Below are 11,447 nucleotides of genomic sequence, written 5' to 3' on the forward strand. Positions count from 1 at the left end.
CCCGCCTCGTGGGATCGGGCTCTGTTGTTGTCAGTGCCGTCACGTAGGCTCGCAGGTGACGGGAGAGAACAGCGATCCGCTATGAGGGAGGGGGCCACGTGCTCATCGACACCTATGGCCGAACGGCCACCGACCTGAGAGTCTCGCTGACCGACCGGTGCAATCTGCGCTGCACCTACTGCATGCCCGAGGAGGGCCTGCAGTGGCTGGCCAAGCCCGACCTCCTCACGGACGACGAGATCGTCCGCCTGATCGACATAGCCGTCTCCACGCTCGGCATCGAGGAAGTCCGCTTCACCGGCGGCGAGCCCCTGCTGCGCCCCGGCCTGGTCGGCATCGTCGAACGGGTCGCGGCCCTGACCCCCCGCCCCCAGATGTCCCTGACGACCAACGGCATCGGCCTGCGCCGCACCGCCACGGCCCTGAAGGCGGCGGGCCTGGACCGGGTCAACGTCTCCCTCGACACCCTGCGCCCCGACGTCTTCAAAACCCTCACCCGCCGGGACCGCCACAAGGACGTCCTCGAAGGCCTCGAAGCCGCCCGCGCGGCAGGCCTGACCCCGGTGAAGGTCAACGCGGTCCTGATGCCGGGCCTGAACGAGGACGAAGCCCCTGACCTGCTGGCCTGGGCCGTCGAGAACGCCTACGAGCTGCGCTTCATCGAGCAGATGCCGCTGGACGCCCAACACGGCTGGAAGCGCGAGGGCATGGTCACGGCAGGCGACATCCTCGCCTCCCTGCGCACCCGCTTCGACCTCACCCCCGAGGGCCAGGGCGAACGCGGCTCGGCCCCGGCCGAACGCTGGCTGGTGGACGGCGGCCCGCACCGCGTCGGCGTCATCGCCTCCGTCACCCGCCCCTTCTGCGCCGCCTGCGACCGCACCCGCCTCACCGCCGACGGCCAGGTCCGCACCTGCCTCTTCGCCCGCGAGGAGACCGATCTGCGAGGGGCCCTGCGCTCCGGCGCCCCCGACGAGGAGATAGCCCGCATCTGGCGCCTGGCGATGTGGGGCAAGAAGGCGGGAGCGGGCCTGGACGACCCGTCGTTCGTCCAGCCGGACCGGCCCATGTCGGCGATCGGAGGCTGAAGGACCTCAGTCCTCCGGCTCCTCCCACTCCTTCAGCGACACGACGTCCTTCAAGAACCCCCGAACCCCGAGGAACTGCGACAGGTGCTCCCGGTGCTCCTCGCACGCGAGCCACGTCTTGCGCCGCTCCGGCGTATGGATCTTCGGGTTGTTCCACGCCAACACCCACACCGCGTCGACACGGCAGCCTTTGGCGGAACAGATCGGCGTCTCGTCACTCACAGCTTCGTCCCACAGAGAACCCGCACACAAAGGCGACGCCGAGCAGCCACGGGGGGAGCTGCCCGGCGTCGGTCCGTCGCTCCGACGGGGGATGCGGAGCGCGTACGAAGTATGTCACGGCCGACCGCTCCCACGGCACTGGAACAACATGATTGATCTGAGCTTTTCCTGAGCTTGGCGCACAGTCCGCTCATGGCCGACCCATGGCCCACTCACGGCCGCCGCTCAGCGGGACCGGGCGCCGGCTCCTCCCTGAGGGATTCCGCGAAGCCTTCCCTTTCCGGCCCCTCCGGAGCGGATTCCGCCGAGTCTTCCGGGCTCGGAGGCGTCACCATCGGCCGCACCGGCACGGTCAGGAAAGTGGAGGGCAGCGAAGGCACGTTCTCCCGTCCGGCGTTGGCGATCACCACCGCGACATAGGGGAGCACCACCCCCAGGACCAACGCCACGATCGCCACATGCCGTTCCACGTTCCACAACGTCGCCGCGAGGATCACCGACACCGTACGGACCGACATCGAGATGACGTACCGCCGCTGACGGCCCCGCACGTCGTCCTGGAGACCCTGCCGGGCGCCGGTGATCCGGAACACCTGGACGTTCCCGCCGCCACCCTGCTTCCGCATCACATTCCACCGTCCACCCGCATCGGCCTCTCCCCGACTGTCCACGTTACGCCGCGACTGCGCCGCCTTCGAGACCGGGTCGTCTCCCGCCCGGGGAGACGTTCTGCGCCGTCCCGCGTACGGCCGTACCCGACATGCGCCGTACGGCGAGCGGATCGAGACTGAGGGGCAATGCTCACGTAGAGCCGTACGAGGAGGCAGCCATGGGCTGGTTGTGGGCGATCATCGTGGGATTCGTGCTGGGCCTGATCGCGAAGGCGATCATCCCGGGCAAGCAGCACAGCCCGCTCTGGCTGACCACCATTTTCGGCATGCTGGGCGCGGTCGCGGGCAACGCGATCGCCCGCGGCTTCGGCGTTGAAGCCACCTCGGGCATCGACTGGTGGCGCCACATCTTCCAGCTCATCGCCGCGATCATCATCGTCGCCCTCGGCGACAATCTCTACATGGCGACGCTGGGCAAGCGAAAGCAGCGGGCCTGAACGCTCGGCACACGACGACGGGGCGGCTTCCCCCGGGAAGCCGCCCCGTCGTCCGTCCTACCGCCCCACCGGTCAGCCGGTGACCTCGACCGCGGCCAGGTTCTTCTTCCCCCGCCGCAGCACCAGCCACCGCCCGTGCAGGAGGTCCTCCTTCACGGGTACCGCGTCCTCGGCCGTGACCTTGACGTTGTTCACGTAGGCCCCGCCCTCCTTCACGGTCCGCCGCGCGGCGGACTTGCTGGCCACCAGGCCGACCTCGGCGAACAGGTCCACGACCGGCCCGAGCTCGACGACCCGGGCGTGCGGCACCTCGGAGAGGGCCGCGGCCAGCGTCCGCTCGTCGAGGTCGCCCAGCTCGCCCTGACCGAAGAGGGCCTTGGACGCGGCGATCACCGCGGCCGTCTGGCCGGCGCCGTGCACCAGCGTCGTCAGCTCCTCGGCCAGCGCCCGCTGCGCGGCCCGGGCCTGCGGACGCTCCTGCGTCTGCTGCTCCAGCTCCTCCAGCTCCTCGCGGGACTTGAAGGACAGGATCCGCATGTACGTCGAGATGTCCCGGTCGTCCACGTTCAGCCAGAACTGGTAGAACGCGTACGGCGTCGTCATCTCCGGGTCGAGCCAGACCGCGCCGCCCTCGGTCTTGCCGAACTTGGTGCCGTCCGCCTTGACCATCAGCGGCGTCGCCAGACAGTGCGCCTCGGCCTCGGGCTCCAGCTTGTGGATCAGGTCCAGGCCCGCCGTGAGGTTGCCCCACTGGTCGCTGCCGCCCTGCTGGAGCGTGCAGCCGTACCGCCGGTACAGCTCCAGGAAGTCCATGCCCTGCAGCAGCTGGTAGCTGAACTCCGTGTAGCTGATGCCCTCCTGGGACTCCAGCCGCCGGGCGACCGAGTCCTTGGTCAGCATCTTGTTGACGCGGAAGTGCTTGCCGATGTCGCGCAGGAACTCGATGGCCGACAGGCCGGCCGTCCAGTCCAGGTTGTTCACCATCACCGCGGCGTTCTCGCCCTCGAAGGACAGGAACGGCTCGATCTGCCCGCGCAGCCGGGTCACCCAGTTCGCGACCGTCTCCGGGTCGTTCAGCGTGCGCTCCGCCGTGGGGCGCGGGTCGCCGATCTGACCGGTCGCCCCGCCCACCAGGGCCAGCGGACGCAGCCCCGCCTGCTGGAGCCGGCGCATCGTGAGGACCTGCACCAGATGGCCCACGTGCAGCGAGGCCGCGGTGGGGTCGAAACCGCAATAGAACGTGACGGGACCGTCCGCGAGCGCCTTGCGCAAAGCGTCCTCGTCAGTGGACAGGGCCCACAGGCCACGCCACTTCAGCTCGTCGACGATGTCCGTCACGGTTCTCGTATCTCCTTGATGATCTTCTTGACGTTCTTGGTCTTCTCGATGCTCTGCGGGCAGTCGAGCCGGTCGGCCGAGTGACTCCCGGCTACGAGGTTATACGCCCTGACTGACAGAGCTCATATTGAAGTCCGGCACCCGCAGCGCGGGCATCGCGGCCCTGGTGAACCAGTCGCTCCACTCCCGGGGCAGTGTCTTCTCCGTGCGCCCCGCCTCCGTCGCCCGCCCCAGCAGGCCGACCGGCGACTCGTTGAACCGGAAGTTGTTCACCTCGCCGACGACCTCGCCGTCCTCCACGAGGTAGACGCCGTCCCGGGTCAGACCCGTGAGCAGCAGCGTCGCCGGGTCCACCTCGCGGATGTACCACAGGCAGGTCAGCAGCAGCCCGCGCGCGGTGTTCGCGACCATCTCCTCCAGGGAGCGGTCCGCGCCGCCGTCCAGGATCAGGTTGTCCGCGCCCGGAGCCACCGGCAGGCCGGTCAGGCCCGCGCTGTGCCGGGTGGTCGTCAGATGCTTCAGCTCGCCCCCGCCGACCCACTCGGTGGGCCGTACGGGCAGCCCGTTGTCGAAGACCGACTGGTCGCCGCCCGAGGAGTGCGCGATGACGAACGGCGCCGACTCCAGGCCCGGCTCGTGCGGGTCGCTGCGCAGCGTCAGCGGCAGGTCGGTCAGCTTCTCGCCGAGCCGGGTGCCGCCGCCGGGCTGTGAGAACACCGTCCGGCCCTCGGTCGCGTCCCGGCCGGACGCCGACCACAGCTGGTAGATCATCAGGTCGGCCACCGCGGTCGGCGGCAGCAGCGTCTCGTACCGCCCGGCGGGCAGCTCTATGCGCCGCTCGGCCCAGCCCAGCCGCATGGCCAGCTCGGCGTCGAGCGCCCCCGGGTCGACGTCCTTGAAGTCCCGGGTCGAGCGCCCCGCCCACGCCGAGCGCGTACGGTCCGGGGACTTGGCGTTCAGCTCCAGCGTCCCGTTCGGCTGGTCGTGCCGCAGCCGCAGCCCCGTCGACGTGCCCAGGTACGTGGAGACCAGCTCGTGGTTGGCGAACCCGTACAGCTCGCGGCCGCCCGCACGCGCGCGTGCGAACGCCTCGCCCAGCGCGGGCGCGAAGTCCGCGAACACCGCCGACGAGGTCTCCGCGGGCGCCTCCGTGAACTCCGGGGCGGGCGCCGCGCCCGTGACCAGCGGCTGCGCGTCCTCGGCGGGTCCCGCACCGCGCGCGGCGGCCTCGGCGGCCCGGACCAGGGGCTCCAGCTCATCCGCGGTGACGGCGGCCCGCGAGACGACACCGGAGGCGGTGCCCTCCTTGCCGTCGACCGTGGCGATCACGGTGAGCGTGCGCCCGCGCGTGACGCCGTTGGTCGTGAGCGCGTTGCCGGCCCAGCGCAGGTTCGCCGTCGACTGCTCGTCGGCGATGACGACACAGCCGTCGGCCCGCGACAGCTCGAGGGCGCGCTCGACGACCTCGTGCGGCTTGTTGCTACGGGCGCTCATCGACCGGCCTCCTGCGTGGTGTTGAGGATGTTGACGCCCTTGAACAGGGCCGACGGGCAGCCGTGCGACACCGCCGCGACCTGGCCCGGCTGGGCCTTGCCGCAGTTGAAGGCGCCGCCGAGGACGTACGTCTGCGGACCGCCCACCGCCGCCATCGAACCCCAGAAGTCGGTCGTCGTCGCCTGATAGGCCACGTCCCGCAGCTGCCCGGTGATCCGCCCGTTCTCGATCCTGAAGAACCGCTGGCCGGTGAACTGGAAGTTGTAGCGCTGCATGTCGATGGACCACGAGCGGTCGCCGACGACGTAGATGCCCCGGTCGACGCTGCCGATGAGATCCTCCGTCGACATCCCGGCCGGATCCGGCCGCAGCGACACGTTGGCCATGCGCTGCACGGGCACGTGGCCCGGTGAGTCGGCGTAGGCGCACCCGTTGGAGCGCTCGAACCCGGTGAGCTTCGCGATCCGCCGGTCCAGCTGGTAGCCGACCAGCGTGCCGTCCTTCACCAGGTCCCAGGACTGGCCCGCGACGCCCTCGTCGTCGTAGCCGATGGTCGCGAGGCCGTGCTCGGCGGTGCGGTCACCGGTGACGTTCATCAGCTCGGAGCCGTACCTCAACTTGCCGAGCTGGTCGAAGGTGGCGAAGGAGGTGCCGGCGTAGGCGGCCTCGTAGCCGAGCGCGCGGTCCAGCTCGGTGGCGTGCCCGATGGACTCGTGGATGGTCAGCCACAGGTTGGACGGGTCGACGACCAGGTCGTACAGCCCCGGGTCCACACTCGGCGCGCGCATCTTCTCGGCGAGCAGCTCCGGGATCCGGGCGAGCTCGTCGTCCCAGTCCCAGCCGGTGCCCGTGAGGTACTCCCAGCCGCGCCCGACGGGCGGCGCGATCGTGCGCATCGAGTCGAACTCGCCGCTGGACTCGTCGACCGACACCGCGGTCAGCGACGGGTGCAGCCGCACCCGCTGCTGCGTGGTCACGGTGCCCGCCGTGTCGGCGTAGAACTTGTTCTCGTGGACGGTGAGCAGCGAGGCGTCGACGTGGTTGACCCCGTTGGCCGCCAGCAGCCGCGCGCTCCAGTCCGCGAGCAGCGCCGCCTTCTCCTCGTCGGGCACGGTGAACGGGTCGATCTCGTACGACGACACCCACGTCTGCTCGGCGTGCACCGGCTCGTCGGCCAGCTCCACACGTTCGTCCGAACCGGCGGCCTGGATCACCTGCGCGGAGAGCTTGGCCATCGCCACGGCCTGCGAGGCGACCTTGGCCGCGGCGTCCATCGTCAGATCCACGCCGGAGGCGAACCCCCACGTCCCGCCGTGCACCACCCGCACCGCGTACCCGAGGTCGGTCGTGTCGGACGACCCGGCCGGCTTGGCGTCCCGAAGCCGCCAGGACGCGCCTCGCACCCGCTCGAACCGGAAGTCCGCGTGCTCCGCCCCGAGCGCACGCGCGCGTGCGAGAGCGGCGTCGGCGAGGGCGCGTAGGGGTAGTGCCGTGAAACTTTCATCGATGGTATGGGGCACCTACGTCTCTCCCTGGTGTCGTCGCCTGTGAAGGCCTCGATCATGTCGCGCCCGGCGGCCCCGGGACCACACCTTTCCGCGCTGCGTCCGCAAACTTTCTGTAGGGACCCCACAGACTGACCCGTGCGCCACTGTCGGTGCCCGAATGTCCCCGGCCGGACGCGGACCGATAGGTTTCGAGGGAAGCCGCCTGTCATCCCGTGTTCGGGCAGGTGCGTCAGACCCCTATCGAAAGGGTGATCCGTTGAGCCGCTCGGTTCTCGTCACCGGAGGAAACCGGGGCATCGGCCTCGCCATCGCCCGCGCGTTCGCCGACGCCGGCGACAAGGTCGCCATCACGTACCGCTCGGGGGAGCCGCCGGCCGGCTTCCTCGCGGTCAAGTGCGACATCACCGACTCCGAGCAGGTGGAGCAGGCCTACAAGGAGATCGAGGCCGAGCACGGCCCCGTCGAGGTCCTGATCGCCAACGCGGGCGTCACCAAGGACCAGCTCCTGATGCGCATGTCCGAGGAGGACTTCACCTCGGTCATCGACACCAACCTCACCGGCACGTTCCGCGTGGTCAAGCGCGCCAACCGCGGCATGCTGCGCGCCAAGAAGGGCCGTGTCGTCCTGATCTCGTCGGTCGTGGGGCTCTACGGCTCGCCCGGGCAGGCGAACTACTCCGCCTCCAAGGCCGCCCTGGTCGGCTTCGCGCGCTCCCTCGCCCGTGAGCTGGGATCGCGCAACATCACCTTCAACGTCGTCGCGCCCGGCTTCGTCGACACCGACATGACCAAGGTGCTCACCGACGAGCAGCGCGCGGGCATCGTCTCGCAGGTCCCGCTCGGCCGGTACGCGCAGCCGGAGGAGATCGCCGCGACGGTGCGGTTCCTCGCCTCGGACGACGCCTCGTACATCACTGGAGCCGTCATCCCCGTTGACGGCGGACTGGGAATGGGTCACTGATCACCATGAGCGGAATCCTCGACGGCAAGCGCGTCCTGATCACCGGCGTGCTGATGGAGTCCTCCATCGCCTTCCACGCGGCCAAGCTGGCCCAGGAGCAGGGCGCCGAGATCATCCTGACCGCGTTTCCGCGGCCCACGCTGACCGAGCGCATCGCCAAGAAGCTGCCCAAGCCCACCAAGGTCATCGAGCTCGACGTGACGAACGACGAGCACCTCGGGCGCCTGGCCGACATCGTCGGCGAGGAGCTCGGCGGCCTCGACGGCGTCGTGCACTCCATCGGCTTCGCCCCGCAGGACGCGCTCGGCGGCAACTTCCTCAACACGCCGTTCGAGTCCGTCGCCACCGCCATGCACGTCTCGGCGTACTCCCTGAAGTCGCTGACCATGGCCTGCCTGCCGCTGATGCAGAACGGCGGCTCGGTCGTCGGCCTCACCTTCGACGCGCAGTACGCGTGGCCGCAGTACGACTGGATGGGCCCGGCCAAGGCCGCCCTGGAGGCCACCAGCCGCTACATGGCCCGTGACCTGGGCAAGCAGAACATCCGCTGCAACCTGATCTCGGCGGGCCCCATCGGCTCCATGGCCGCCAAGTCCATCCCGGGCTTCAGCGACCTCGCCTCCGTCTGGGACCACCGCTCCCCGCTGGAGTGGGACCTCAAGGACCCGGAGCCGGCCGGCAAGGGCGTCGTCGCGCTGCTGAGCGACTGGTTCCCCAAGACCACCGGCGAGATCATCCACGTGGACGGCGGTCTGCACGCCATCGGCGCCTGACGCCACCGCTCACGAGCACCCGGCGCACCCATCACCCGTCCGGCCTATCTGGCCGGGCGGGCGAGGTCCCCGACCAGGCACGATGAGGTGCGCGTTCACCCACGCGCTGCCCTCCCGAGCTCTGCCGAGGAGGTTCCCTTGTGCGCCTGTTCCGTTTCCTCGCCCCAGTGACCGCCGTCGTCGCGATCGCGCTCTGCGCGCCTCATGAGGCGTCGTCCCACGCGCGCGTGCAGGCGAAGCCCGAACCGTTCGGCGCGGAGTGCCGCACCGCCGTCGACGGCTCGCACGTCGTCGCCTACTGCCACAACCCCTACGCCGACACCGACCGCGTCATCCTCCACATCGAGTGCGACCGCTGGTGGGACCTGGACACCGACGGCGCCCCCGTCGACGCCGGACCGGCCATGACGGTACGGCTGACCGGCCGCTGCTGGAAGGAAGTCCGCTCGGCCTGGATCAGTCACCAGAAGGTCTGAGCCGCCCGGGCCGGCAGAGCAGCGGATAGCTCGCCGCCTCGACCGCGGCCGTCTCCGCGTCGCCCGCGCGGATCGCGTCCATGAGCCGGGTGTGGTCCATGTACGTCTCCGGCGTCAGCTCCTCGCCGACGTCCTCGCGCAGCCAGTCCCGCAGCACCTCGCCGAGGTCCGCGTGCATCGCCGTCATGACGTCGTTGTGGGACGCCGCCACCACCGCCAGGTGGAAGGTCGCGTCGGCCGCCACGAACGCCTCCGCGTCACCCGACTCCCACGCCTCCTCGCGCCGTAGCACCAGCGCGTCGAGTTGCTTGAGGTCCTTCTCCGTGCGGCGCTCCGCCGCGAGCCTCGCCGCGCCCGACTCCAGGTTGGAGCGCAGCTCGGCGATGTGCCGGGGGTCGGCGTCGGCGAAGCGGCGGTGCATCACGCCCGCCAGCTCGCTGGTCGCCACGACGTACGTGCCCGAGCCCTGCCGGATGTCCAGCAGCCCGTTGTGCGCGAGCGCACGGACGGCCTCGCGGACGGTGTTGCGGGCGACGCCCAACTGCTCGACCAGCTCGGGCTCCGTGGGGATGCGCGCGCCGACCGGCCACTCACCCGACGTGATCTGGGTGCGCAGCGCGGCGATGACCTGCTCGGAGAGCGCAGAGCGACGGGGATGGCTCAGAGGCATGGCACACCTTCGCACGGGTGGGGCGGGCGCGGACAACCCGGGATGGACAAGCAATCATCCTATGATTCTATGATGGGCGGCATGGCGAACGAGCGGACACGGACGAGGACGACCACGCCCCTGCGTACCCCGGCGGCGGGTGAGCCCCCACGAGCGGCCACACGCGCGTGGACGACGCGGCTGCTCATGGTCGGCATCGTGCTGGCCGCCCTCAACCTCCGCCCCGCCATCACCAGCCTCGGCGCCCTCCTCGAAGAGGTCCGCGACGGACTGGGCATGAGCGGCGGCGTGGCCGGGCTCCTCACCTCCGTGCCGCCGCTCTGCTTCGCCGTCTTCGGCGTGACGGCGCCCCGCCTCGCCCGCCGCTTCGGGCCTGGCGCGGTGGTGTGCGCGGGCATGGCCGCCATCACGGCGGGGCTGCTCGTGCGCCCCTACGCGGGCGGCACGGCCGGCTTCCTCGCCGCCAGCGCCCTCGCCCTCATGGGCATCGCTGTCAGCAACGTCCTGATGCCGGTCATCGTCAAGCGCCACTTCCCCGACCGCGTCGGCTCCATGACCGGCCTGTACTCGATGGCTCTGGCCCTCGGCACGTCGACCGCCGCCGCGGTCACCGTGCCCATGACCGAGGCGCTGGGCGGCAGTTGGCGGACCGGGCTCGCGGTGTGGGCGGGCCTGGCGGCGGCGGCCGTCCTGCCGTGGCTGCTGCTCGTCCGGGACCGGGGGACGGCGCCCGGCGAGGGGGGCCCGGCAGGGGAGCGGCAGGAGCCCGCACGGCAGGAGCCGACGGGGCGGCGGGAGCCGGGGGAGCGGTGCGAGCGGGCAGCGCGACCCGACCCGCAGGCCCACGCGCGCGTGGGGCAGCCGTCGGCGCCGCTGCGCATCACCCGCAGCCGCACCGCCTGGGCGCTCGCCGTCTTCTTCGGCCTCCAGGCCACCGCCGCCTACGTCACCATGGGCTGGCTGCCGCAGATCTTCCGGGACGCGGGCGTGCCCGCGAGCACCGCCGGACTGCTCCTCGCCGTGACGATGGCGATGGGCGTCCCCCTGGCCTTCGTGATCCCGCGTGTGGCCACCCGGCTGCCGCAGCAGGGCCCGATCGTGGTCGCCCTCGGCGTCTGCGGACTCGTCGGATACGCGGGCCTGTACCTCGCGCCCACGGCGGGCGCCTGGGCCTGGGCCCTGCTGCTCGGCGTCGCCAACTGCGCCTTCCCGCTGGCCCTGACGATGGTCGGGATGCGCGCCAGGACCGGGGCGGGCGTGGCCCAGCTGTCGGCCTTCGCGCAGAGCACCGGCTATCTGATCTCCATCCCCGGCCCGCTCCTGGTGGGGGTGCTCTATCAGCACAGCGGCGGCTGGGGCCTGCCCCTCGCCCTCATGGCGGCCCTGATGGTCCCGCAGACGGTCGTCGGCGTCCTGGCGGGCCGTGACCGCACCGTGGAGGCGGAAGCCGCGCGCTGACCCCGGACGGAGCCTCGTGGGCGCGGGGTGCGAGACTTGCCGTATGCCCTTGCTCGACCCGAATCCGCAGAACGGCCAGAAGAAGATGCTGATCGTCTTCGGCTCGTTCCTCGCCATCTTCGTGATCATCGCCGTCATCGCGACCATCGCCTCACCCTGACGGTCCGACCCGACGCGACCCGACGCGACCCGATCCGACGCGACCCGATCCGACGCGACCCGTCTCCGCCGCGGTGCGGCGGGGGAGCGGGGCGGGGGGGGGTGCCTCTATGTCTTCCGTCAAGGCGCCCCTGACGGGTTTGGTGTGGTTCGGGGTTGCTGGGGTTATGCGGCGAGCTCGACGTCCGTCGG

The 11,447-nt window shown here is 71.0% G+C and carries 13 protein-coding genes; 7 read left to right on the forward strand and 6 right to left on the reverse strand.

From position 1 onward, the window contains the following. The first annotated feature begins 98 nt into the window (after positions 1-98). A complete protein-coding gene (gene moaA, locus ACIBAF_RS20190) occupies positions 99-1,088 on the forward strand; it encodes a GTP 3',8-cyclase MoaA (protein ID WP_399464571.1) in 990 nt (329 codons plus the stop codon). A 6-nt stretch (positions 1,089-1,094) separates the two neighbouring features. Here moaA and ACIBAF_RS20195 read toward each other — a convergent pair whose 3' ends face one another. Further along, complete coding sequence (locus ACIBAF_RS20195) at positions 1,095-1,310, reverse strand: hypothetical protein (protein WP_399464572.1); 216 nt, start codon at positions 1,308-1,310, stop codon at positions 1,095-1,097. Positions 1,311-1,522: 212 nt separating this feature from the next. Then, a complete protein-coding gene (locus ACIBAF_RS20200; RefSeq protein WP_399464573.1) occupies positions 1,523-1,936 on the reverse strand; it encodes a DUF3099 domain-containing protein in 414 nt (137 codons plus the stop codon). Between the two features lie 203 nt (positions 1,937-2,139). Here ACIBAF_RS20200 and ACIBAF_RS20205 point away from each other — a divergent pair, with 203 nt between their 5' ends. Then, on the forward strand, positions 2,140-2,418 hold the full coding sequence (locus ACIBAF_RS20205) for a GlsB/YeaQ/YmgE family stress response membrane protein (protein WP_399464574.1): 279 nt from the start codon (positions 2,140-2,142) through the stop codon (positions 2,416-2,418). 72 nt (positions 2,419-2,490) lie between these two features. Here the strand turns inward: ACIBAF_RS20205 and tyrS are convergent, their stop codons facing one another. The 3 genes from tyrS to ACIBAF_RS20220 all read right to left on the reverse strand — a co-directional run bounded on the left by tyrS (position 2,491) and on the right by ACIBAF_RS20220 (position 6,770). Continuing rightward, positions 2,491-3,756, reverse strand: coding sequence for a tyrosine--tRNA ligase (gene tyrS, locus ACIBAF_RS20210; protein WP_399464575.1), 1,266 nt, complete (start codon positions 3,754-3,756; stop codon positions 2,491-2,493). Positions 3,757-3,855: 99 nt separating this feature from the next. After that, positions 3,856-5,250: a metallopeptidase TldD-related protein gene (locus ACIBAF_RS20215; RefSeq protein ID WP_399464576.1), complete on the reverse strand. Its 1,395-nt coding sequence runs from the start codon at positions 5,248-5,250 to the stop codon at positions 3,856-3,858. After that, positions 5,247-6,770, reverse strand: a complete 1,524-nt coding sequence (locus tag ACIBAF_RS20220; protein ID WP_399464577.1) for a TldD/PmbA family protein — start codon at positions 6,768-6,770, stop codon at positions 5,247-5,249. Before ACIBAF_RS20220 ends, ACIBAF_RS20215 begins: the two co-directional genes overlap by 4 nt. Positions 6,771-7,014: 244 nt before the next feature. Here ACIBAF_RS20220 and fabG point away from each other — a divergent pair, with 244 nt between their 5' ends. The 3 genes from fabG to ACIBAF_RS20235 all read left to right on the forward strand — a co-directional run bounded on the left by fabG (position 7,015) and on the right by ACIBAF_RS20235 (position 8,968). Further along, on the forward strand, positions 7,015-7,719 hold the full coding sequence (fabG, locus tag ACIBAF_RS20225; RefSeq protein ID WP_399464578.1) for a 3-oxoacyl-[acyl-carrier-protein] reductase: 705 nt from the start codon (positions 7,015-7,017) through the stop codon (positions 7,717-7,719). A gap of 5 nt (positions 7,720-7,724) precedes the next feature. Next, complete coding sequence (fabI, locus tag ACIBAF_RS20230) at positions 7,725-8,492, forward strand: enoyl-ACP reductase FabI (RefSeq protein ID WP_399464579.1); 768 nt, start codon at positions 7,725-7,727, stop codon at positions 8,490-8,492. Positions 8,493-8,632: 140 nt separating this feature from the next. After that, positions 8,633-8,968: a hypothetical protein gene (locus ACIBAF_RS20235; protein WP_399464580.1), complete on the forward strand. Its 336-nt coding sequence runs from the start codon at positions 8,633-8,635 to the stop codon at positions 8,966-8,968. On the opposite strand, the gene ACIBAF_RS20240 is transcribed toward ACIBAF_RS20235, so the two are convergent. Further along, positions 8,949-9,638 (reverse strand): FadR/GntR family transcriptional regulator, encoded by a 690-nt coding sequence (locus ACIBAF_RS20240; protein WP_399464581.1) that lies wholly within the window; start codon positions 9,636-9,638, stop codon positions 8,949-8,951. The two genes, ACIBAF_RS20235 and ACIBAF_RS20240, sit on opposite strands and share 20 nt — an antisense overlap. A 69-nt stretch (positions 9,639-9,707) precedes the next feature. On the opposite strand from ACIBAF_RS20240, the gene ACIBAF_RS20245 reads away from it, so the two are divergent. After that, a complete protein-coding gene (locus ACIBAF_RS20245; protein WP_399464582.1) occupies positions 9,708-11,096 on the forward strand; it encodes a CynX/NimT family MFS transporter in 1,389 nt (462 codons plus the stop codon). 43 nt (positions 11,097-11,139) lie between these two features. Beyond that, a complete protein-coding gene (locus ACIBAF_RS20250; protein ID WP_399464583.1) occupies positions 11,140-11,256 on the forward strand; it encodes an SGM_5486 family transporter-associated protein in 117 nt (38 codons plus the stop codon). The last annotated feature ends 191 nt before the right edge of the window (positions 11,257-11,447 follow it).

It is taken from the genome of Streptomyces sp. NPDC051677 (assembly GCF_044453465.1).
In the GTDB taxonomy this organism is placed as follows: domain Bacteria; phylum Actinomycetota; class Actinomycetes; order Streptomycetales; family Streptomycetaceae; genus Streptomyces.